The organism is Acidovorax sp. NN32, from assembly GCF_057597245.1.
The window spans coordinates 4,625,001-4,647,505 of record NZ_CP199679.1 but is presented as its reverse complement, the minus strand read 5'-3'; the positions used below and the strand labels follow the sequence as shown (position 1 = coordinate 4,647,505).

General features: G+C 60.9%; 23 protein-coding genes. 20 read left to right on the top strand and 3 right to left on the bottom strand.

What is annotated here, in order from left to right:
- Positions 1 to 21 precede the first annotated feature (21 nt).
- The 13 genes from fliF to fliR all read left to right on the top strand — a co-directional run bounded on the left by fliF (position 22) and on the right by fliR (position 11,333).
- Complete coding sequence (gene fliF / locus ACT89O_RS21375; RefSeq protein ID WP_055398287.1) at positions 22 to 1,716, top strand: flagellar basal-body MS-ring/collar protein FliF; 1,695 nt, start codon at positions 22 to 24, stop codon at positions 1,714 to 1,716.
- Positions 1,717 to 1,740: 24 nt separating this feature from the next.
- The gene (fliG, locus tag ACT89O_RS21370) at positions 1,741 to 2,736 is read left to right on the top strand and encodes a flagellar motor switch protein FliG (RefSeq protein ID WP_055398286.1); all 996 of its coding nucleotides are present in this window, start codon (positions 1,741 to 1,743) and stop codon (positions 2,734 to 2,736) included.
- Positions 2,720 to 3,451, top strand: coding sequence for a FliH/SctL family protein (locus tag ACT89O_RS21365; RefSeq protein WP_487261119.1), 732 nt, complete (start codon positions 2,720 to 2,722; stop codon positions 3,449 to 3,451). Before fliG ends, ACT89O_RS21365 begins: the two co-directional genes overlap by 17 nt.
- Positions 3,441 to 4,835 carry a flagellar protein export ATPase FliI gene (gene fliI, locus ACT89O_RS21360; protein WP_121508460.1) on the top strand — a complete coding sequence of 465 codons (1,395 nt, stop codon included), beginning with the start codon at positions 3,441 to 3,443 and terminating at the stop codon, positions 4,833 to 4,835. Before ACT89O_RS21365 ends, fliI begins: the two co-directional genes overlap by 11 nt.
- A gap of 19 nt (positions 4,836 to 4,854) precedes the next feature.
- Positions 4,855 to 5,319: a flagellar export protein FliJ gene (gene fliJ, locus ACT89O_RS21355; RefSeq protein ID WP_487261118.1), complete on the top strand. Its 465-nt coding sequence runs from the start codon at positions 4,855 to 4,857 to the stop codon at positions 5,317 to 5,319.
- A gap of 2 nt (positions 5,320 to 5,321) precedes the next feature.
- A complete protein-coding gene (locus ACT89O_RS21350; protein WP_487261117.1) occupies positions 5,322 to 6,677 on the top strand; it encodes a flagellar hook-length control protein FliK in 1,356 nt (451 codons plus the stop codon).
- A 374-nt stretch (positions 6,678 to 7,051) separates the two neighbouring features.
- Positions 7,052 to 7,624 carry a flagellar basal body-associated FliL family protein gene (locus tag ACT89O_RS21345; RefSeq protein ID WP_055398282.1) on the top strand — a complete coding sequence of 191 codons (573 nt, stop codon included), beginning with the start codon at positions 7,052 to 7,054 and terminating at the stop codon, positions 7,622 to 7,624.
- Between the two features lie 18 nt (positions 7,625 to 7,642).
- Positions 7,643 to 8,647 carry a flagellar motor switch protein FliM gene (gene fliM, locus ACT89O_RS21340; protein ID WP_010466026.1) on the top strand — a complete coding sequence of 335 codons (1,005 nt, stop codon included), beginning with the start codon at positions 7,643 to 7,645 and terminating at the stop codon, positions 8,645 to 8,647.
- Positions 8,637 to 9,074, top strand: a complete 438-nt coding sequence (fliN, locus tag ACT89O_RS21335) for a flagellar motor switch protein FliN (protein ID WP_055398281.1) — start codon at positions 8,637 to 8,639, stop codon at positions 9,072 to 9,074. The genes fliM and fliN overlap by 11 nt, the downstream gene beginning before the upstream one ends.
- 7 nt (positions 9,075 to 9,081) lie before the next feature.
- Complete coding sequence (locus tag ACT89O_RS21330; RefSeq protein ID WP_055398280.1) at positions 9,082 to 9,438, top strand: FliO/MopB family protein; 357 nt, start codon at positions 9,082 to 9,084, stop codon at positions 9,436 to 9,438.
- Between the two features lie 55 nt (positions 9,439 to 9,493).
- A complete protein-coding gene (gene fliP / locus ACT89O_RS21325; protein ID WP_121422887.1) occupies positions 9,494 to 10,201 on the top strand; it encodes a flagellar type III secretion system pore protein FliP in 708 nt (235 codons plus the stop codon).
- 11 nt (positions 10,202 to 10,212) lie between these two features.
- A complete protein-coding gene (gene fliQ / locus ACT89O_RS21320) occupies positions 10,213 to 10,482 on the top strand; it encodes a flagellar biosynthesis protein FliQ (RefSeq protein WP_015015801.1) in 270 nt (89 codons plus the stop codon).
- An 80-nt stretch (positions 10,483 to 10,562) separates the two neighbouring features.
- A complete protein-coding gene (gene fliR, locus ACT89O_RS21315; RefSeq protein WP_055398277.1) occupies positions 10,563 to 11,333 on the top strand; it encodes a flagellar biosynthetic protein FliR in 771 nt (256 codons plus the stop codon).
- Between the two features lie 24 nt (positions 11,334 to 11,357).
- Here the strand turns inward: fliR and ACT89O_RS21310 are convergent, their stop codons facing one another.
- The gene (locus tag ACT89O_RS21310) at positions 11,358 to 11,987 is read right to left on the bottom strand and encodes a response regulator (RefSeq protein ID WP_121421275.1); all 630 of its coding nucleotides are present in this window, start codon (positions 11,985 to 11,987) and stop codon (positions 11,358 to 11,360) included.
- On the bottom strand, positions 11,984 to 13,096 hold the full coding sequence (locus ACT89O_RS21305) for a hybrid sensor histidine kinase/response regulator (RefSeq protein ID WP_306554949.1): 1,113 nt from the start codon (positions 13,094 to 13,096) through the stop codon (positions 11,984 to 11,986). Before ACT89O_RS21305 ends, ACT89O_RS21310 begins: the two co-directional genes overlap by 4 nt.
- A 182-nt stretch (positions 13,097 to 13,278) precedes the next feature.
- On the opposite strand from ACT89O_RS21305, the gene ACT89O_RS21300 reads away from it, so the two are divergent.
- The 7 genes from ACT89O_RS21300 (at position 13,279) to ACT89O_RS21270 (ending at position 19,769) form a co-directional block, all read left to right on the top strand.
- The gene (locus tag ACT89O_RS21300) at positions 13,279 to 13,725 is read left to right on the top strand and encodes a hypothetical protein (protein ID WP_010466010.1); all 447 of its coding nucleotides are present in this window, start codon (positions 13,279 to 13,281) and stop codon (positions 13,723 to 13,725) included.
- 49 nt (positions 13,726 to 13,774) lie between these two features.
- Positions 13,775 to 14,137 (top strand): response regulator, encoded by a 363-nt coding sequence (locus tag ACT89O_RS21295; RefSeq protein WP_010466008.1) that lies wholly within the window; start codon positions 13,775 to 13,777, stop codon positions 14,135 to 14,137.
- Positions 14,138 to 14,177: 40 nt separating this feature from the next.
- The gene (locus ACT89O_RS21290; RefSeq protein WP_487261116.1) at positions 14,178 to 16,331 is read left to right on the top strand and encodes a chemotaxis protein CheW; all 2,154 of its coding nucleotides are present in this window, start codon (positions 14,178 to 14,180) and stop codon (positions 16,329 to 16,331) included.
- A 52-nt stretch (positions 16,332 to 16,383) separates the two neighbouring features.
- Positions 16,384 to 16,872, top strand: coding sequence for a chemotaxis protein CheW (locus ACT89O_RS21285; protein ID WP_010466005.1), 489 nt, complete (start codon positions 16,384 to 16,386; stop codon positions 16,870 to 16,872).
- Positions 16,873 to 16,973: 101 nt separating this feature from the next.
- A complete protein-coding gene (locus tag ACT89O_RS21280) occupies positions 16,974 to 17,879 on the top strand; it encodes a CheR family methyltransferase (RefSeq protein ID WP_121421273.1) in 906 nt (301 codons plus the stop codon).
- Positions 17,880 to 17,906: 27 nt separating this feature from the next.
- Entirely contained in the window at positions 17,907 to 18,656 is a 750-nt protein-coding gene (cheD, locus tag ACT89O_RS21275; protein WP_055398273.1) for a chemoreceptor glutamine deamidase CheD, read from the top strand.
- Between the two features lie 15 nt (positions 18,657 to 18,671).
- Positions 18,672 to 19,769 carry a protein-glutamate methylesterase/protein-glutamine glutaminase gene (locus tag ACT89O_RS21270; protein ID WP_055398272.1) on the top strand — a complete coding sequence of 366 codons (1,098 nt, stop codon included), beginning with the start codon at positions 18,672 to 18,674 and terminating at the stop codon, positions 19,767 to 19,769.
- Between the two features lie 77 nt (positions 19,770 to 19,846).
- Here ACT89O_RS21270 and ACT89O_RS21265 read toward each other — a convergent pair whose 3' ends face one another.
- Positions 19,847 to 21,745, bottom strand: coding sequence for an ATP-binding cassette domain-containing protein (locus tag ACT89O_RS21265; RefSeq protein WP_487261115.1), 1,899 nt, complete (start codon positions 21,743 to 21,745; stop codon positions 19,847 to 19,849).
- Positions 21,746 to 22,505: the final 760 nt, after the last annotated feature.

Below are 22,505 nucleotides of genomic sequence, written 5' to 3'. Positions count from 1 at the left end.
GCCACCCTACTGGAAAGCAAGATGTCTGCAGTTGCTGAAATTCCTCTCACCCCCCCTGCCAGCCCGAACTGGCTGCAGCGGCTGTCTGCCCTCGACAGGGCGCAGCGCATGCGGCTGGGTGTGGGCGCGGCGCTGCTGGTGGCGGTGGCCATTGCGGCCATCGTGCTGGGGCGCCAGCCTGACTACCGCGTGCTGTTTGCCAATCTGAACGACAAAGATGGCGGTGCCATCGTGGCCCAGTTGTCGCAGATGAATGTGCCTTACAAGCACGCCGATGGCGGTGGTGCCATCCTGATCCCTGCAGACCGCGTGCACGACGTGCGCCTGCGCCTGGCCACCCAGGGCCTGCCCAAGGGTTCGGTGGCGGGCTTCGAACTGATGGAATCGAGCAAATTTGGGATGACGCAGTTCCAGGAGCGCCTGAACTTTCAGCGAGGCCTGGAGGGCGAACTCACGCGCTCCATCCAGGCGCTGTCGTCGGTTCAAGGTGCGCGGGTGCATCTGGCGCTTCCCAACCAGAACGGATTTTTCAGGGAGCAGCAAAAGCCTTCGGCGTCGGTGCTGGTGAGCCTGCACCCGGGCCGTATTCTGGACCGGGCGCAGCTGGCGGGCATCGTGCATCTGGTGGCTTCCAGCGTGCCAGAGCTGTCTCCGTCCGCCGTGAGCGTGCTGGACGATACAGGCAAACTGCTGTCCCAGTCGCCCGATACTGCCGCTGGAAACGGTGTGGATGCGCAGCAACTGCTGTATGTGCAGCAGATCGAACAGCAGTACACCCGCCGCATCCTGGACATCCTGGAGCCCGTGGTGGGCCGCGACAACGTCAAGGCGCAGGTGACGGCCGAGGTGGATTTCACACAGACCGAATCTACCTCCGAGCAGCACCGGCCCAACTTGGCCACCGATGCCAGCGCCATCCGCAGCCAGCAGGTGGTGGAAAGCACAGGCCCCCAAGGCAATCCGCTGCCCACTGGCGTGCCGGGCGCCACGACGAATCAGCCCCCTGCACCGTCTGCCGCGCCCATCAATGGCGCCAACCCGCCGCCCACCGCCGCCGGCCAGCAGGCTCAGGGCGCCCAAGCAGTGGGCAGCAAGCGCGAATCCATCACCAATTACGAGGTTGACAAGACGGTGCGCGTCACGCGCGGCGGCAGTGGTGCCCTCAAGCGGGTGAGCGCGGCGGTGGTGGTCAACTACCAGTCCACGGAAGACAAGGGCAAGACCGTGTCGAAGGCGCTCACACCCGAGCAACTGGAGCAGATGACGGCGCTGGTGCGCGAGACCATTGGCTTCAACCGGGATCGCGGCGACTCCGTCAATCTCATGAACACACCGTTCCAGGTGACTGCAACGCCAACCAGCGACATTCCGCTGTGGAAGCAGCCTGAAGTGATCGATCTGGCCAAGTCGTTTGCCTGGCCGGTGGGTGCGGTGCTGTTTGCGGCCCTGGTGCTGATGGGCCTGGTGCGTCCGGCCCTCAAGGGTACTGGCGCGGCGGCCAAGCCCCGTGCCATCCCGGTGGCCGGTGGCCAGCTGGATGCCGTGGAGTCCGAAACGCCCGAACGCCCGGCGCTGCCTGCGCCCGCCAAGAAAAACGAGGTGCTTCCTGCCACGCCGGAGCAATTGCGTCTGGAAGAGGCGCGCGTGCTGGCCAAGGAGAACCCGGTGGCTGTGGCCAATATCCTGAAGACCTGGCTGAACGGCGAGCCGGTCTAATTACCGACACCACGGACGACGACCATGGACGACCAAGGACTCAACGATGCCGCCATCATGCTGATGTCCCTCGGCGAGGAAGAGGCTGCCGAAGTGTTCAAGCACTTCTCGCCCAAGGAAGTGCAGAAACTCGGCGAAACCATTGCGCGCATGCGCTCGGTGTCGCGCGAGAAAGTGGACGAGGTCATCAACAAGTTCTCCGGCGCCGCTGCTGCGCAGAGCCTGCTGGTGTCCGACACCGGTAATTACGTGCGCGCCGTGCTGCGCCGCGCGCTGGGCGACGACAAGGCGGGCCTGCTCATCGACCGCATCCTGCAGGGCGGCGACGTGTCGGGCATCGAGAGCCTCAAGTGGATGGACCCACTGTCGGTGGCTGAACTGCTGCGCAACGAACATCCCCAGATCGTCGCAGCCATCCTGGTGCACCTGGACAGCGACCAGGCGTCGGGCATCCTGATGCACCTCACTGACCGTCAGCGCAGTGAAATTTTGCTGCGCGTGGCCACGCTGGAAGGTATTCAGCCGACGGCGCTCAAGGACCTGAACGAGGTGCTGTTCAAGGTGCTGGCGGGTGGTGACAAGATCCGCAAGAGCTCGCTGGGCGGTGTCAAGGCTGCGGCCGAGATCATCAATCTGCTGGGTGGCAACATGGATGCCGTGGTGCTCGAATCCATCCGGGGTTACGACCCCGATCTGGCCCAGAAGATCATGGACAAGATGTTCGTGTTCGAAGACGTGCTCAAGCTCGACGACAAGGCCATCCAGACTGTGCTCAAGGAAGTGGCGTCCGAAACGCTCATCGTGGCACTCAAGGGAGCAGTGCCCGAGCTACGCGAGAAGTTCCTGTCGAACATGTCCTCGCGTGCCTCCGAGGCATTGCGCGAAGACCTCGAATCGCGCGGCCCGATGCGGTTGTCCGAGGTCGAGGCTCAGCAGAAGGAAATCCTGAAGACCGTGCGTCGCTTGTCCGACGAGGGTCAAATCGTGATTGGATCCGGCGGTGATGATGCCTTCGTCTAGCCAGCGCTCTTATTCGCGCTTCATTCCCAGCGAGGAAGTGGGCGATTTCACGCAGTGGAAGTTTGGTGCGGTGGACGGCTCCGACCTGGTTGAGCCAGCGGAGCCCGAGCCTGTGGCGGAGATTCCGGCCGAAATTGATGAGGCTGCGCAGCAGGCACTGATTCAGCAGGCATGTGATGACGCCTATGCTGAGGGCTTTGCCCAGGGGCAGGCCCAAACGGCGCTGGAATGGCAGCGGCGCATGGACGAATACATTGCCCAGCAAGGGCATGAAACGGCGCAGCGGCTGCAGAGCGTGGTGCAGACCCTCGATGCAAGCCTGATCGACATGCAGCAGCAGATGGCCCAGCAACTGCTGGAGCTGGCCTGTGACATTGCGCGCCAGGTGGTGCGCCAGGAACTGTCCGTCAACCCCAACGCCTTGCAGCCCGTGGTGAGGGAGGCGGTAGGCATGCTGGTGACCGAGGGGCGGCCTGCCGTGGTCCGCCTGAACCCAGCAGATATGGAGGCGATGGCCCAGCCTCTGCGCGAAGAAATCGATGCCCCCGGTGTGCAGTGGATGGCGGATGCTGCGGTGCCGCCGGGCGGCTGCCTGGTGGAATCAGCCGGTACGGCGGTGGACGGCAGCCTTGACAAACGCTGGCAGCGGGCCATTGCCGCACTGGGGCTCCAGTCGCCATGGCAAGAGGAAGAAGAGGGCAGTGATGGCCGTTGAATCTCCATCTGCCTGGACACGCCTGATGGACGACGCGCGTGCGCGCGTCGCTGAAGGCGCGCCGCTGGAGACGCGCGGCACGCTGACCCGGCTGACGGGCCTGGTGCTGGAGGCTGTGGGCATCCGCGTGCCCGTGGGCTCGCAGTGCATGGTCCAGATGCCGGGGCATGCCCCCGTGCTGGCAGAAGTGGTGGGTTTTTCTGCGGACCGCGCTTTTCTGATGCCTGCGGGAGATATCCACGGACTCTCCAGTGGTGCCAGTGTGGTGCCCGCTGCGCCCTACATCCCCATCCCCCGTCTCGGCGAGCCCGCGCGGGCCATCCAGCGTGCGGGTGTACTGCGCTTGCCGATGGGCGAAGGCCTGCTGGGCCGGGTGGTGGATGCGCAGGGACTGCCGCTGGACCATGGCGGGCCCGTGCAGGACGTGGTGTCTGAGCCCATGGGGCGCCGCCAGATCAATGCCATGGACCGGGACCCTGTGCGCGAATCGCTGGACACGGGCGTGCGCGCCATCAATGCCCTGCTTACCGTGGGGCGTGGGCAGCGCCTGGGTTTGTTTGCCGGTTCAGGGGTGGGCAAAAGCGTCTTGCTGGGCATGATGGCCCGCTACACACAGGCAGATGTGATCGTGGTGGGGCTTATTGGCGAGCGGGGGCGCGAGGTCAAGGAATTCGTGGAAGACATTTTGGGTGAGGATGGCCGCGCGCGATCGGTGGTGGTGGCGGCGCCTGCTGATGCGCCGCCGCTCTTGCGCATGCAGGGGGCTGCATATGCCACGGCGGTTGCCGAGCACTTTCGGGACAAGGGCAAGCATGTGCTGCTGCTCATGGATTCGCTCACCCGCTATGCCATGGCGCAGCGCGAAATTGCGCTGGCCATCGGTGAGCCACCCGCCACCAAGGGCTATCCGCCCTCCTGCTTTGCCAAACTGCCGCAACTGGTGGAGCGCAGTGGCAATGGGCTGCATGGGGTTGGCTCGATCACGGCTTTCTACACGGTGCTGTCTGAGGGCGATGACCAGCAAGACCCGATCGCTGACGCGGCGCGTGCGATTCTGGATGGGCACATCGTGTTGTCGCGGGCTTTGGCCGAGACGGGGCATTTCCCCGCCATCGACATCGAGCAGTCTGCATCCCGCGTGATGCACAACGTGGTGTCGCGCGGGCATTTTGATCTGGCGCGACGCTTTCGGGCGGTGTATTCGCGCTACCAGAAGAGCCGGGATCTGGTGCAGGTCGGGGCGTACATGAGCGGCTCCGATCCTGCCCTGGACGAAGCCATTCGCCTGCAGCCGCAGATGGCCGCCTTCTTGCAGCAGGACATGTTCGAGGCCGCCTCGATGGACCAGAGCGTGGCGGGCATGGCAGCGGTGTTGGACCATTGAACACCTTGGGTAGTCAGCCATGTCCAGCCTGAACTCGCTCGCCGTCGCTGTGGAAGTCGCCTCACGCAAGCGGGACGACGCGCGCCAGGCGCTGCAGGACATGTTGGCTGCGCAGCAGGCGGCGCGTGCCCAGCTCGACCAGCTGGAAGATTACGCCCGGGAGACCCAGGCGCGTTGGGGCATGAAGGCCGACACCACGATGAAGCCCGAGGTGATGTACCACCACTACCAGTTCATGGACCGCCTGGGCCATGCGGCGGGTGTCCAGAATGGTGTGGTGGGAGACCACGCCCATCGGGTGGAGGCCGCCAGGCGCGTCTTGCTGGAGGCGGAATTGCGTCTGGCAAGCCTGCGCAAGGTCATGGAAAAGCGGCGCCACGACCTGGAGTTGGCCGAAATGCGAAGAGATCAGAAACAAACCGATGAGCGGGCTGCGTTGCAGTACCGCAGTGCGATTCAGGGCTCTGAGGGCCGGGAGTATTGACCATGGAACCCACCAAAATTTCTTCTCCCCAGGGCACCCAGTCCGCCCATGCCGCTCGGCACCGCTCCACAGCGCAGCCCCCGGACGCGAACGAACCTGGCGCTGGCGGCTTTCTGGCGCTGCTGGCAGCTTTGGGCGATGGGGCGATGGGCGGAGGCGATGGCGCTCCGCTGGATCTGGCGGCTTCCGGTGCCGCTCCTTCCGATGTGGCTTTGACGGACGTTGCAAAGGAGGCCATGGAGGCCTCCGCCATGGCCGCCTGGCAGAGTTTGCTGGTGCCCGGTGCCAATGGGCGGATTGATGCTGCTGCGGCAGAGCGCGGGCAGGGCGGCAGCATTTTGAGTGCCGGAGCGCAGACCCGAGCGGTGTTGGGGCTGGACGCGCAGGGTGGTAGCGCCCAAGGGGGGCTGGCGTCCCTGGCGGGAATCCTTCCCGGAACGGACGGTCTTTCGCAAGGCATCGTGGCTGAAACAGCCAGGCTCGACACTTCGGCAGACTTGCAGGAAGGGCTCCCGCCGGTCGGCGGGATGGCGCAGGGTCGGATTTTCTCCCGCATGCAAAGTGCCTTGGCCCAGAAGGCAGATGCAGTGGAAATGTCTACAGGTCGCTCCCTCGGAGGAGGCGCTGCGCAGCAGTTGCCGGGCCATCAAGGCGTGGCCCTGGCTGCGGTGCAGATGGCCAGCGAGCGAATGGTGGGGATGCCAGTTGCTGGCGCATCGGATCGCAGTCCGGGGGGCATGGTGGACCCGGCGGGTGGCGCTGTGGTCGCCTCCGTTGCAGAGGGGTTGCTGTCTCCGGTAGCGTCCGCGCGAGGTGGGGAGGGTGCGGACGCTGGAGGCCGCTCTGGCGAGGGGCGTTCCAGCGCCGGGGCTTGGTTGGATAGCGGCAGCGGTTCTGCGCCGGTGGAGCCGGGCTCCCTGGATGGGGCCACGGTGTTTGCCGACCCTGCACAGGCAGGTGTTGAGGAGCAGGTCGCCGAGCAGGTGGCTTATTGGGTCAACCAGAAAACACAGAATGCGGAACTGACGCTCAACCGCGACGGGCAGCCGGTAGAGGTGTCGGTGTCGCTGTCGGGCAATGAGGCCCACGTGACGTTCCGCAGCGACCAGCCGCAAACCCGTGAGCTGCTGGACCGCAGCATGGCGCAATTGAGTGAGCTGTTGCGCAGTGAGGGCCTCGTGCTGTCGGGTATGTCGGTTGGCACCTCGGCGGGGCAGCGTGACGATGCGGGTGGGGCTGAGCGGCAGGGCCAGCGCGATGGCGCTCGCCAGGCGAAGGTGGTCGCTGCAGCGCCCACTGGCACGGCTTCACTGCTGCGCGGTGGCGCCCCGGATCGCGCAGTAGACGTCTTTGTGTGAGCCCGGCGGGCAGACGGGGCTACCCGCCTGCCGCCCGCGTCACCCCCCCCCGGTCAGGAACTCGCTCGCGCGGCGTCTTTACGCTGCTGCTGGCGGTACGCGAGTACCGTGTTACTCCCTACCCCAGAGCACTTCTGATAGGTTGCTTTGCAGCGGTGGCTACTCCTGCATTCCATCAGGTCTTGCCGCTGCAGCGCGACCGAACGCCGTTCCGGTGCTTGCGTGCAGAGTCCATAGCGCAGTGAATGCCATGGTTTTGGGCTTTTATTCTGGCTATTATTGGTTGCAGCCCCGCCCAATAATGGGCCATCCGGTTTTGCTCGCCCATGGATTGCGCGGGCCCGGCCCGTCTCCCACCGCAAGGAATCCGCAACGTGTCAGCCAATACTCCCGCAGCGGCCCCGGCCAAAAGCAAGAAGATGCTCATCATCATCATCGGCGTTGTGGTGGCGGTGCTGGTGATTGGTGGCGGCGCGGCGGCTTGGTTCATTTCCAGCCGCTCCCATGCCGACGAAGAAGATGGGGCTGCACCAGTCCGCAAGGAGGCCCCCAAGGTGGCCCCCACGTTCCTGCCCATGGAGAACATGGTGGTGAACCTGGCAGACCCTGGCGGTGACCGGTTTGCCCAGATTGGTATCACCCTGGAGTTGGAAGATGCCAAGACAGCAGAGCAGGTGAAGCTGTATTTGCCCTCCATACGCAGCGGCATCCTGATGCTGGTTTCCCAGCGGACTTCCACTGAACTGCTGCAGCGGGAAGGCAAGGAAAAGCTGGCTGCAGACATCCTGCGGGAAGTCTCCCGCCCCCTGGGTTACACGGTTCCTACGGAGCGTGCACGCGCTGCGGCGGCCGACAAGGAAGAGGATGCGGAGGACCGGCCTTCGCGTCGGCGCACAGAGCGCAACCCGGTGCACCGTGTGCTTTTTTCCAGCTTCATCATCCAATGACCCGGGCGAGGACCAGTCATGAGTGATTCATTTCTTTCCCAGGAAGAAGTTGATGCCCTTCTTGAAGGGGTTACTGGTGAGAGCCAGAAGTCGGTCGAGGAGGTCGCGGAGGCGGGCTCCGTACGCAACTACGACATTTCCAGCCAGGAGCGCATCGTCCGCGGGCGTATGCCGACGATGGAAATCGTCAACGAGCGGTTTGCACGCAACTTCCGCATCGGGCTCTTCAATTTCATCCGCCGCAGTCCTGAAATTTCGGTGGGCACGGTATCCGTGCAGCGTTACAGCGCCTTTCTGCGCGAGTTGGCGGTACCCACGAACTTCAACATTGTGGCCATCCGTCCGCTGCGCGGCAGCGGACTGATCGTGTGCGAGCCCTCGCTGGTTTTCGGCATCATCGACACACTGTACGGCGGCGTGGGCAAGTTCCAGACACGGATTGAAGGTCGGGATTTTTCGCCCACGGAGCAACGGGTCATCAACCGCCTGGTGGACGTGATCTGTGCTGAATACAAAAAGGCCTGGCAGGGCATTTACCCGCTGGAGCTGGAGTACCAGCGGTCTGAGATGCAGCCGCAGTTTGCCAACATTGCCACCCCCAGCGAAATCGTCGTATCCACGGCGTTTCAGCTGGAAATCGGGGACCTTTCGGGCGCCATCCACATCTGCATGCCCTACGCGACGCTGGAGCCGATCCGTGACGTGTTGTATTCGTCCACCCAGGGCGACTCCATTGAAGTGGATCGCCGCTGGGTCCGCGTGCTCACCCGGGAAATCCAGGCAGCCGAAGTGACCCTGGTGGCCGAATTGGCACGCGCCGACGCCACCGTGGAGCAGTTGCTGGCCATGAAGCCTGGCGATTTCATCGAGCTGGACCGAGAACCCCGCATTCGCGCATCGATTGGTGGGGTCCCCATTTTTGAGTGCCAGTACGGAACGCACAATTCCAAGTACGCCATTCGTATCGAAGAATGCCTGCGCAATGCCGACATGAGCTGGCTGGGAGAAAAAGATGTCAACTGAAGAAGATAACAAGGATGCTGGCGCGGACGACCCGTTTGCGGGTTGGGCCGAGGCGCTTGAAGAACAAAAGCGCACCGACGACAAGCCTGGCGACGGGGAGCAAGGTGGCCCGTTGTCTGGTGAGCCTGTACGCCCTTTCTCCGGTGGTGGCGATGGCACGGTCAACGACATCAACATGGTGCTGGACATACCCGTCCAGTTATCGGTGGAGCTTGGGCGCACCAAGGTACCCATCAAGTACATCCTTCAGCTCGCGCAAGGCTCGGTCGTGGAGCTCGATGCCCTCGCGGGTGAGCCGATGGACGTTCTGGTCAATGGCTATCTCATTGCCCAGGGCGAGGTGGTGGTTGTGAATGACAAGTTTGGTATTCGCCTCACGGACGTGGTGACGCCTTCCGAGCGTTTGCGGCGGGTCAGTCGTGGATAGTGGCAGCATGACCCAGACGCTGCTCGTGGTCGTCCTTTTTGTGGGCGCCATGGCCTTACTGCCCTGGCTTGTCCGCCGGTTGCAGCAGCGGCAGGCGGCGGGTAGCGCTGGTGTGGGAGCCGCGTCGCGGGTACTGTCTGCAGTGGCTGTCGGCCCCCATCAGCGCGTGGTGACGGTGGAAGTCGGGCCCGAGCATGCGCGAACCTGGCTGGTGCTGGGCGTTACCGCTCAGCAAGTGAGCTGTCTGCATGTGTTCCCTGCTGGTCCGTCAGCCGCCCCCCATTCGGCACCCAGAGCGGAGCCTTCTTTCGCGCAGGCAGTCGCGTCCGCCGTGAATGCCCCAGGAAGCACCGCCAATGGCTGATGTATCGCTCACCCGTCGCGTGGCGCTGCTGGGAGCGGTCGCTTCTGTGGGGTTCATGGGGCATGACCTGGCCTTCGCGCAGGCGTCTGCCGGGTCCCTGCCGCTGGTGGTGGGAAGCGGTCCGTCTGGCAACAGTTACTCGGTGCCTATTCAGACACTGTTGTTCTTCACGGCGCTGTCCTTCTTGCCAGCGGTGCTGCTCATGATGACCGGCTTTACCCGGATCGTGATTGTTTTGTCGCTGTTGCGCCAGGCGCTGGGCACCCAGTCCGCGCCGCCCAACCAGGTCATCATCGGGCTGTCGCTGTTTCTCACTTTTTTTGTCATGGGGCCTACCCTGGACCGTGTGTACCAGGATGCCTATGTGCCTTACACCAACAACACCATCAGTTTTGAACAGGCTCTGGAAAAGGCCGAAGCGCCGATGCGCAGTTTCATGCTCAAGCAGACCCGGCAGTCTGACTTTGCCCTGTTTTCCCGCTTGGCGCGGCTGGATTCCAGTGTGACCGCAGAAACTGCACCCCTCAGGGTGCTTGTGCCTGCATTTGTCACCAGTGAGCTGAAATCGGCGTTTCAGATCGGGTTCATGATCTTCATTCCGTTTCTGGTGATCGACATGGTGGTGTCGAGCATCCTCATGTCTTTGGGCATGATGATGTTGTCTCCGGTGCTGGTGGCATTGCCGTTCAAGCTCATGCTGTTTGTGTTGGCGGATGGCTGGAACCTGCTGATCGGCTCGCTGGCTGCCAGTTTTGTACCCTGAAGGAGCTGCCAATGACTTCACAAATGGTGCTGACCATCGGGCGTGACGCGCTGACATTGCTTCTGATGATTTCGATGCCCGTGCTCGGGGTCGTCATGGCGGTGGGATTGCTCGTGAGCATCTTTCAGGCCGTAACCCAGATCCACGAAGCGACGCTTGCGTTTGTTCCCAAGCTGATTGCCGCGATGGTGGTTTTTGCCATTGCAGGCCCCTGGATGCTCAGCACCCTGGTGGACTTTATCCGCCGGACCATCGAATCGATTCCTTCGATGATTGGCTAGCCAGGTGAGAGGGCGAGCTATGGGTTTTTTCCTGAAGCCGGGTCCTCCAGACGCCCGCTTCGAAGCCCGTTGAGGATCGTGTGATCACTTTCACCGAGGCTCAGCTGATGGCTTGGCTTTCGCCCATTCTGTGGCCCTTTTTGCGCGTGCTGGCCGTGTTCTCGGTCGCGCCGGTGTTCTCCATGCGCACAGTTCCCATGCGCGTCAAAATTGGACTGGCGTTTCTGGTGGCACTGTGCGCGCAGGGTGTGCTGGGTGATCAGCCGGTCATCAGCGTCAATGGTCGTGAGGCGTTTGGTGCTGTTGCTCAGCAGGTGGCCGTGGGCCTTGCGATCGGTTTCTCTGTCAGGCTGGTGTTTGCGGCCGTGGAACTGGCGGGTGAAATCATCGGTTTGCAGATGGGCTTGAATTTCGCGTCGTTCTTTGACCCGTCGTCCAATGCGCAGATCAGCGCCGTTGCGCGGTTTTTTGGGCATATGGCCATGCTGCTGTTTGTGGTCATCAATGGCCACTTGCTGATCCTGATGGCCGTGGTGAAAAGCTTTGACCGCTTTCCTGTCGATGGAAATTTTTTGCAGGCGCTCGGGCAGATGCGCCTTTATGAACTGGGCTCGTCGCTGTTCGCCAGCGCGCTCTGGATCGCTCTGCCGATGATTGCGCTGTTGCTGTTTGTCAATTTGACGCTGGGCATCATTTCCCGCGTGGCACCACAAATGAATATCTATGCGGTCGGTTTCCCCGTGACGTTGACGGTAGGCATGCTGGGTATTGTGGCCACACTGCCGCTACTGGAGCAACCCGTGCTCGCGCTCATGCAGCAGGCAGTCGATCTGTTTGCTGCTCAGCGGTAGTCATAGGTGGCGCTGGGGGCAGGTTCAGACCAGCTGGTTTCGGATGGCGTAGACGGTAAGCTCCGCATTGTTGGACAGCTTGAGCTTTTCCAGCACCCGTGAACGGTAGACACTCACTGTCTTTGGACTCAGCATCAGCTCTTCTGCAATGTCCGACAGCCTGCGTCCGGACGCGATTTTGACCAACGTTTGCAGCTCCCGCTCCGACAAGGCCGTGTGTGGCGCTTCCGGCGTAGGCTGTGCCAGGCTGTCCGCGAGCATCTGCGCCACTTCTGCCGTGAGGTACTTGCGTCCCTGCATGACGGTCCGCACGGCAGCAATCAGCTCGACCGGGTCCCCTGCCTTGTTGGCATATCCTTGCGCGCCAGCTTTCAGGCAGCGCAGGGCGTACTGATCTTCTGGATACATCGAGACCACCAGCACCTTGATGGCGGAATGGGTTTCGCGCAAGCTGGTGAGCACCTCCAAGCCGCTGCGGCCCGGCATATTCAAGTCGAGCAGCAATACGTCGCAGGCGGCGGAGCGCAAGACCTCGCGCAACTCGGAATATCCTCCGGCCTCGCCAGTTACCTGGATGTCGGGCGCGTCGGCCAGCGTGTCGCGTATTCCACGCCGCAAGACGGCGTGGTCATCGCACAGGACCACATGAATCACTGCGCATCTCCTGGAGCTGGTGGTGTTGGGTGCGATGTTAGCGGTATGGACAGGATCACGGACGTGCCATGGCCGGGCCGGCTGCTGATGTCCAGCCATCCCCCCACGGTCCGGGCACGCTCATGCAGGCCTTTGAGCCCAAAGGCTTTTGGTTTTTCGAGCATGCAGGGGTCAATACCTTGCCCATCGTCAGTCACTTCCAATGTCAGGACATCCTCTTTGTCGGAGAGGTCAATGTGCACTGTGCGGGGATGTGCGTGTTTGGAGATGTTGGTCAGCGCCTCCTGCGCTGTGCGATAGGCAACCAGCTGAATATCTGCGGTGGCCCGGATAGATTCGCTGCTGCTGATAACCCGGGCGGGAATGCCCGAGCGACGCTCAAATCCGGCGGCAAGCCATTGCACCGCTGCCACCAGTCCCTGTTCAAGAATCGGGGGGCGCAGGTTCATCATGATGCGTTGGCTTGCTCCAATGGCATGCTGCAACATCTCTGCCGCTGAGGCTGCATGCTCTTGCATCTCCGTATTGGTGCTATGGCGTCCGATCCATGCCACATCGAACCTGACGGCGGTCAGTGCGCCGCCGATATCGTCATGGATCTCGCGGGCAATGGACGCACGTTCCTGCTCGATCGAGGTTTGCAGATGTTCCGTCAGGTCTGCCAGTCGGCGCTCCGAGGCTTCCAGTTGCGAGACAGCCAGTTCGCGTGCCTGACGGGCTTCATGAACCTCCAGGGCGCGTGCAATGACATGCGGCAGCCGCTGAAGGTCGTCTTTAAGCAGGTAATCGGCAATGCCAAGGCGGATCGCATCTACAGCTGCTGCCTCGCCGATGGCTCCCGACAGAAGGATAAAGGGGGGGTGTTGCGGCTTTTGCACCACATGTGCCCACGCGTCCAGTGCAGTGAAGCCGGGCAGCCGGTAATCTGCCAAGATGATGTCGAACGGCTGGATATCTGTGAGCCGCTGGAATTCGGAGAGCGAATCCACCCGATGGAGGTGGCAGTGGAGACCGGAGCGCCGCAGGGTCAATGCGGTCAACTCATGATCTGCCAGTGAATCTTCAAGATGCAGGATGTTGAGGGTCTGGTCTGATGCTATGGTGACCATAGGAGCGCTATCATAGGATACAAATTGGAACAAACAAGGGTGTTTGTCCGATTGGGATGGTTTCAGCGTCAGCGTCCAATGGGCGCTGACACCACGGTGCACACGGGCTTGGGGCCACTGTGCGGGTGTCGTAGTTCTGTGTTTTTGCGTGCTTTGCTGCTGCGTGCCGCGATGGAGAAACGATGCAATCTACGCTAACAACGTCTGGAGGACCTGCTGTCCAGGTTCCCGTCATGGTGGCGGCAGAACTGCAGGATTCGTTGCTGGTCGTTATGCATGACCTGCATCGCCTGGAAGGACTGCTCAACCATGCTACCGATAACCTGCTGGAACGCTTTGGGGAGGCAAACGCGGTGCTGACGGATGCTGCCGTTGCAGATTCCCCGGAGCTGGTAGCTGCCCGCGCTGCGCTGCGCAGTGCAGTGACTGAGTTGCAGTTCCAGGATATGGCGTCCCAGCTGATATGGCACACGACCAAGGTGCTTCAAGGATGCGCGTTTCGTTTGGCTTCCGAAGCCATGGGCAATGAAGATGGCGAAGAAGCGGCGCCCTTTGCGGAGATGGCGCCCGACCGGCCTAACCCTGTCACGCAGAGCGAGATGGATGCCGGTTCGGTGGACCTGTTCTGATTTTTACATCACTGGTTAACCTATATATTTAAGTCAGTTGGAGCCTTACATGCAATCGATCCTTGCCGTAGATGATTCACCGTCCATGCGGAAAATGGTGTCGTTCACTCTGACGGGTGCCGGCTATCACGTCGTGGAGGCGGTGGATGGGCAGGATGCCCTGGAAAAGGCCGAGAGCCACAATATTGATCTTGTGCTCGCTGACCAGAACATGCCCCGGCTTGACGGGATCGGGCTCACTCGGAAACTGCGTGAGAACCCTAAGTTCAAGACCATTCCCATTCTGATCCTCACCACCGAGTCCAGTGATCAGATGAAGCAGGCGGGACGTACTGCTGGCGCGACCGGCTGGTTGGTCAAGCCCTTCGATCCCAATCGCCTGATTGAAGTTATCCAGAAAGTGATCCGCTGAGTCGGGTTGTCCGGGATCACCAAGTACACAGGAGCCCATGATGGCGGAAACTTACCAAGAAGGATCGGGTGCAGGTGCTGACTTCGACCTGAGCCAGTTCTATCAGATCTTTTTCGAGGAAGCGGGCGAAAACCTGGACCAGATGGAGCAGATGCTTCTGGATCTGGATTTGAGTAGCGCCAATGACGAAGAACTCAATGGCATCTTCCGGTGCGCCCATTCCATCAAGGGTGGTTCAGCCACTTTTGGATTCTCGGATGTTGCGGAGTTGACCCACCAGATGGAGTCTCTCCTGGATCGCTTGCGCCGCCACGAGCTCCAGCCGATTCCGCAGATGGTGGATGTGCTTCTCGAATCTGCCGACGCCTCACGGAGCCTGCTGGCCCGCCACCAAGCAGGTGGGCAGGGCGAAGCTGTTTCCACCACCTCACTGGTGCGTCGCATTAGTGAACTTGCTGCAGGGTTGGTCCCCGGGGATGCCCCTGCTGTCGCTCCGCCCCCGCCGCCGGCCGCACCTGCTCCAACTCCAGCTCCACAGGCTGCAGCACCAGCGCCGGCACCGAAGGTAGTGACACCGGCGGTGACCGGACAGGCGCGGACCCTGGAGATTCAGATTGGTCCCTTGGATCGACTGGAGCAGGCGGATGCCATCAAGGAGCTTTTTCGGGATATCCCGGGCCTCGGGGCGATCCGTGACATAGAAAGTCCACAGGCCAATACGCGGAGTTTCGCGGTGGAAACCACCTCCACCAACGACGATCTGCTCGACCTGTTTGCCTTTCATGTGGCCAAGGAACAGGTGCTGATCCGTGACGCTGCGGCGCCAGCGTCGGGCGTTGCCGCTGACGAGGATGAAGAAACGGTCCTTGCTGCTGGCGCCGCTGGGGGTGAGGCCTACGGTTTCTTCAGCGAAGCGCCTGGCGCCCCCCGTGCGGATGCACCTCACGCAGCGCAGGCCCCAACCCAAGCTGTGAAGGTTGCTGCAGCCCCCAAGGCCAGCGAGCCGAAGGTTGCCATGCAGGCGCAGATGGAGTCCACGACCATTCGGGTCGATGTGAAAAAGGTCGACCAGCTCATCAATCTGGTGGGCGAACTGGTGATCACCCAGGCGATGCTGGCGCAAAACAGCCGAGGCCTGGATGCTGGGGCGTACCAGCAGTTGCTGGCAGGGCTGGCTGACCTGGATCGCAATACCCGCGATCTTCAGGAGTCGGTCATGTCGATCCGCATGATTCCGATGTCCATTGTCTTCAGCCGTTTCCCCCGCATGCTCCGGGATCTGGCCAATAAGCTGGGCAAGAAGGTGGAACTGGTGACGCTGGGCGAAGCCACCGAACTGGACAAGGGGCTGGTGGAAAAGATCACCGATCCGCTGACTCACTTGGTGCGCAACAGTTGCGACCACGGTATCGAGATGCCCGCAGACCGATTGGCGAAAGGCAAATCCGAGCATGGGACCATCACGTTGTCTGCCTCTCACCAAGGTGGCTCGATCGTGATTGAGGTACGCGATGATGGCCGTGGGCTCTCGCGCGAAAAGATTCTCAGCAAGGCCCAAGAACGTGGCATTGAAGTGTCCGAGCAGATGAGCGACGCGGAGGTCTGGCAATTGATTTTCGCGCCCGGCTTCTCCACAGCTGACGAGGTGACGGATGTGTCCGGGCGTGGCGTGGGAATGGATGTGGTCAAGCGCAACATCGCTGCACTCAATGGTTCGGTCGAAATCGATTCCGCTGAAGGCTACGGAATGAAGGTTTCTGTGCGCCTGCCGCTGACGCTGGCCATCATGGATGGCATGTCCGTGGGGGTGAGTGATGAGGTCTACATTCTTCCGCTGTCTTCGGTGGTGGAGTCCTTCCAGGTCAATGCAGACGATGTGAGCACCGTGGCCCAAGGTTCGCAACTGGTGAAAGTGCGCGATGAGTACATGCCGGTGATTGCGCTGGAGAAAATTTTCCAGGTGCCGCGTTTCGATCCCAACAAATCCAGCAACATCATGGTGGTGGTCGAGGCGGATGGCAGCCGTGTGGCGCTGTTGGTCGATGAGCTGCTGGGCCAACACCAGGTGGTGGTCAAGAACCTGGAGTCGAACTACCGCAAGGTTCCCAACGTATCGGGGGCCACCATCTTGGGTGACGGCACGGTCGCACTCATTCTGGACACAGGCGGCTTGGTGCGCAGGGCGCGCCACTAGATTCAAGCGGCCGTTCCCAGGGGCACGGCGCTGTCACGAAAGGAGAAGCACCATGAGTGTGATGGGTAAAACAGCAGAGGCGGTGCCAACGGGCACCCGTGAATATCTGACTTTCCGTCTCGACCAGGAAGAGTACGGTATCGACATCCTGAAGGTGCAGGAGATACGTGGCTATGAGCCACCTACACGGATTGCGAACGCCCCTAACTTCATCAAGGGTGTCGTCAATTTGCGCGGCACCATCGTGCCCATCGTTGACATGCGGCTCAAGTTCAACTGCGCGCAAGCCGACTACAACAGCTTCACGGTGGTCATCATTCTGAACCTCCGCAACCGGGTGGTCGGAATCGTGGTGGACTCCGTCAGCGATGTGATGGAGCTGACACCTGAGAGCATCCGTTCGGCGCCTGATATCGAAAGCGCCATCGACAACAGCTGCATCCTGGGGCTGGGGTCGGTGGGGGAGCGGATGCTGATTTTGCTGGACATCGAGAAACTCATGTCCGGCGTAGACATGGGGCTGGTGACTGCCAACGAGTAGGACTCCTCCGTCACCAACGTGGTGGACCCGGCACCTGCCAGATTTCAGGTGTGGCTTGCAGATCTCTAGGAGCGAACAGGATTTCCCGTCGGACGATCAATATGGCCCAACCCACCAGTGCCTCTTCAACAGCCCGGCCTCCCGTTGGCAGGGCGGATCCAGCGTTTGCCGCTGCTGCAGCGCCGTCGGGGCCGCTGGCTCAAGGGCGTGAATTCGTCTGGACCAATGCAGATTTTGCGCGGGTGCAGGCCTTGATCTATCAACGGGCCGGGATCAGCTTGCACGATGGGAAGCACGCCATGGTGTATAGCCGCCTTTCACGCCGCTTGCGGGACACGGGCCACAGCAGCTTTCACGACTATCTGGGATGGCTGGAGACGCACGACGGGCCGGAGTGGCAGGAGTTCATCAATGCCCTGACCACCAACCTCACTGCGTTCTTCCGCGAGCAGCACCACTTTGAGATTTTTGCTTCGCACCTGCGGAGCAAGCCGTCTGCCAGCTGGAAGGTTTGGTGCAACGCGGCATCCACCGGAGAAGAGCCTTATTCCATTGTCATGACCGCGTTCGAGGCGCTGGGAGCCAACGCTTCTTTCAAGCTGACTGCCAGTGACATTGATTCCCGCGTGCTGGCGACGGCGGCGCAAGGGGTGTACCGCCTTGACAGTCTCAAGGGGCTGAGCCCGGAGCGCCTGCAAAAGTTTTTTCTGCGGGGAAAGGGTGGCAACCTGGGGATGGTGCGGGCCAAGCCGGAGTTGCGCCGCGCGATTGACTTTATGAGCGTGAACCTCATCCGGGACGACTGGCCGTTCAAAGAGCCCTTCGATGTGGTCTTTTGCCGCAATGTGATGATCTACTTTGACGCCGCCACGCAGCGACGCGTGCTGGAAAGGATTCACCGGGTCCTGAAACCCGGGGGCATGCTGTTTGTGGGGCATGCCGAAAACTTTAGCGAGTCCAGAGACCTGTTTACGCTGCGTGGCAAGACCGTGTACGAGCGTCGCTGACCTGCCATGTTGCCTCGCACCTAGCCCATGACCAATATTCCATCAGGATCCTCTCTTTCTCCGGCCGCCGCCTCTTCTGGTGCGTCCGAGCGGCGCCGTGCCCCTCGCATTGCGCCGTTGAGTGCGGACATCTACTCTGCGGGGGCAGGTCCTGCAAGGGAATCATCGCTGCAAGATCTCAAAGCGCGCAGCCGCAAGCCTGGGGAGGCATCCTTTTTCTACCTGGACCATCATTTCCAGCACAACGCTGTGAAGGTGCTTCCTGGTGAGTATTTCGTCGGCGACGAGAACATGATCATCATGACCGTGTTGGGGTCGTGTATTGCCGCCTGCTTGTGGGACAGCCGCGCGCATGTGGGAGGGATGAACCATTTCATGCTGCCCGATGGTGACGTGGCGGATGCGTCGGGCCGCTATGGTTCATACGCGATGGAATTGCTGATCAACGAGATGCTCAAGCTGGGCGCCCGGCGCGAGACCATGCAGGCCAAGATATTTGGCGGGGCGCAGGTCATGCACAACTTCACGACCATGAACGTCGGTGAGCGCAACACCAATTTTGTTTTGAACTACCTGCACACGGAGCGGATTCCCATCGTCTCCGAGGATGTATTGGATATTTATCCGCGCAAGGTGGTTTTTTTCCCCATCACGGGGAAGGCCATGGTCAAGCGATTGGCACACGCACATCCCGAAACCCTGGTGGCCCAGGAAGTGCGTGGCAATGCAGCTACTGTGGCAAAGACTACCTCGGGCGGTTCTGTCGATCTGTTTTGAGGAAGGCGTGAGTTAATGAGCAGGAAAATCCGGGTGATCGTGGTGGACGATTCGGCGCTGGTCCGTAGTCTGCTGTCCGAGATCATCAACCGGCAGCGGGACATGGAGTGCATTGGCACGGCCAATGATCCCTTGGTGGCACGCGAGATGATCCGCGAGCTCAATCCTGATGTCATCACACTGGATGTTGAGATGCCCCGGATGGATGGCATCGATTTTCTGGGGCGTCTGATGCGCTTGCGCCCGATGCCAGTGGTGATGATTTCCACGCTGACGGAGCGGGGCGCCGAGGTGACCATGAAGGCGCTCGAACTGGGGGCCGTCGATTTTGTGGCCAAGCCCCGGGTGGGGCTGGCCAGCGGCCTCAATGATCTCGCTGCGCAGATCGTGGACAAGATCCGTGTGGCTGCGGTCGCCCAGGTCCGCCGTGCACCCGTGCGTGACGCTGCGCCAGCAGGGGGCGGCGCCGGGGCTGCTGTCGCGCCCCCAGCCTCGGCGCTCCTGGGCCGTCTGTCCACCGAAAAGCTGATCTGCATTGGTGCTTCCACAGGGGGGACGGAGGCTATCAAGGAGGTGCTGGTGCAAATGCCGGCGGATTCGCCCGCGATTGTCATTACCCAGCACATGCCTCCAGGGTTCACCACCAGCTTTGCTGCCCGCTTGAATGGCTTGTGTCAGATTACGGTCAAAGAGGCGGTCAATGGCGAGCGCATCTTGCCTGGCCATGCCTACATCGCGCCGGGTGGCACCCAGTTCCATGTAGCACGCAGTGGTGCCAACTATGTGGCGGTGGTGGATGATGGTCCGCCCGTGAATCGTCACAAGCCCTCGGTGGAAGTGCTGTTCAAATCTGCCGCCGCAGTGGTTGGACGCAACGCCTTCGGCATCATGCTCACTGGAATGGGTAATGATGGAGCGGCTGCGATGCGCGAAATGAAGGACGCCGGCAGCTACAACTATGTGCAGGATGAGGCGACCTGTATTGTCTTTGGCATGCCGCGTGAGGCCATTGCCCATGGCGCTGCTGATGAGGTTCTGCCGCTGGGGCAGATCGCGCCTGCGCTGATCACCCGTCTGCGCGGCGCTACTGATCGGCTGCACCACCGCATCTGATGGAATAACGCGGCCCTTGAGCGCTGCAGGCTGGATGGTTTCCTGCGGGCCGCGCTATGTTCCCCGACCGGCTAACGCTATGCGGACAGGGCTGTCCAGCGCTCCAGTGCGGCCATCAACTCGTCTTCGATCGCGCCCGCCCTCGCGGTCATGACTGCTGCCCGCGCCGGATCGGTGCTGTAGAGGGTCCCATCTGCCAGTGCCTCTTGGAGCGCCTGCTGTTCGGATTCCAGGCCGGCGATCAGCGCCGGGAGCTGATCCAGTTCGCGCTGCTCCTTGTAGCTAAGCTTCTTTTTTGATAGCTGTTCGGGCTTGCTGGATAAGCGCTGATCGGCATTTTGACTCAAAATTTCCGCATCAACCTTTTTGGTGGCAGGTGCTGAAGCGTTGAGAGCCCTGCTGCGCTTGGATTGCAGCAGCCAGTCCTGCACGCCGCCTTCGTACTCTCGCCACAGTCCATCGCCTTCAAATGCGATGGTGCTGGTGACGACGTTGTCGAGAAAGGTTCGGTCATGGCTGACGAGGAAGACCGTACCTTCATAGTTCTCCAGCAGCTCTTCCAAGAGATCCAGCGTGTCGATGTCCAGATCGTTGGTGGGCTCATCCAGCACCAGGACGTTGGCAGGACGGGCGAACAGCCGCGCCAACAGCAAGCGGTTACGTTCCCCACCCGATAGCGAGCGAACCGGAGAGTGTGCGCGGGCCGGAGAGAACAGGAAATCGCTCAGATAGCTTTTCACGTGTTTGCGCTGGTTGCCAATCTCGATCCATTCGCTGCCCGGGCTGATGAAGTCTTCCAGCGTGGCATCCAGATTGACCGCGTGGCGCATCTGGTCGAAATACGCAACTTGCAGGTTGGCTCCCTGGCGGATGGTGCCCTCGTCAGGCGCGAGCTCGCCAAGGATCATCTTGAGGAGCGTGGTCTTGCCTGCACCATTGGGGCCAATCAGTCCTACCTTGTCGCCGCGCAGGATGGTCCCCGTGAAGTTGCGAACAATCGTTTTGTCGCCGAACGATTTGCCCACCCCGGTCAGTTCAGCGACGATCTTGCCCTGGTAGCCATTGGAACCACCTGTTGCCACATCCATGCGAACGCTGCCGACCACCTCGCGACGTGCTTCGCGGCGCGCACGCAAATGCTCCAGGCGGCTGATGCGGCTCTGGCTGCGGGTACGGCGTGCTTCGACGCCACGGCGTATCCAGACTTCTTCCTGTGCCAAAAGCTTGTCGGCCTTGGCCGAGATGACAGCCTCCTGCGCCAGCTGTTCTTCTTTCTGTATCTGGTACTGCGCGAAGTTTCCGGGGTAAGACCGGAGCTGGCCTCGGTCGAGTTCCACAATGCGCGTGGCGACCCGGTCCAGGAACGATCGATCATGGGTGATGGTGACAACGCTGCCGGGAAAGTCGAGCAGAAGGTCCTCCAGCCATTCAATCGAATCAAGATCCAGATGGTTGGTCGGTTCATCCAGCAACAGTACGTCTGGGCGTGCCACCAAGGCCTGTGCCAAGGCCACGCGTTTTTTGGTTCCGCCCGACAGCGTGCCGACCACCGCGTCTGGATCAAGGTGCAGCCGCTGCAGGGTTTCCTCCACCCGCTGCTCCCAGTTCCAGGCGTCGTACGCTTCAATCTCCGACTGCAATGCATCCAGATCCAGTCCTTCCGCACCCGACAGGTACTGGTCGCGGATAGCGATGACCCTCTGCAATCCTTCGGATGCCGCCTTGAAGATGGTGGCGGCCGCGTCCAGGGAAGGTTCCTGGGCCACAAATGCAATCCGCACTCCTTGCTGTACCTGGAGCGAGCCGTCGTCAGGTTTTGCAAGGCCTCCAAGAATTTTGAGAAGCGAGGATTTGCCTGCGCCATTGCGGCCGATCAGGCCGACACGTTCCGCAGTCTCCAGAGAAAAGCCAGCGTGGTCCAGCAATGCAACATGCCCAAATGCGAGTTGGGCGTCCAGTAAGGTGATAAGTGCCATAAGAGCAAGATTATCGGGGCGGGGCCGTATAAGCCTTTTGGGGATCTTCGGCGCTGCTTCAGTGGGCTCGTCTCTTCACATGGGGAGTGCTATGCATGTGACATGCACGTGCAGCACTGTGTGTAGGCCCCCGGTTGTTCCGTCCGCGCTCCGGTAGAACCCAAACATCTCATGATGCTGGACGCTCTTTCCGTCCAAGAGTGCCAGCGGGGGAGCTTGTCCCGTAGTCTGCTGAATTTTCGTCCCCATCTCTTTCCAGTCTCTCTAAATTAGTGCTATAGTCGAAGGCTTCGCTACTGAGGCGGTTCTGCAGAAATGTGGTGATGCTGAAGATGTGGGTGGTGACGGGGCTTAGGTTCTGTTGCTGCTGATGTCGAGAAGGTGGAAGAAGAAATTTTGGTTTTTGGTTGTAGGTGGTGTAAAAACCGGCATATAATTCAAGGCTTCGCTAAGTAGAGCGGCGTGTCGCAAGATGCTGAGTTTGAAAGGTGATGAAAACAAAAAGTTTTCAAAAGTTTGACAGTTCTTCAAAAACTGTGCTAGAATTCAAGGCTCAGCTGATCGCAGCTAGGTCGGGAAAACAAAGAAGACTGCGGTCTTGTGAGTGATCCGGTTCATTAAAAATATACAGCCGATAAGCGTGGGCGTTTGATGGCGAGTGCCAAGTTCTTTGGAACTAGTGCTTAGCACTACAAACGCTCATGAGAATAGAAGTGAAGTTCACTTCAATTCCGTTTTTATGAGTTAAGTCGAAAGACTT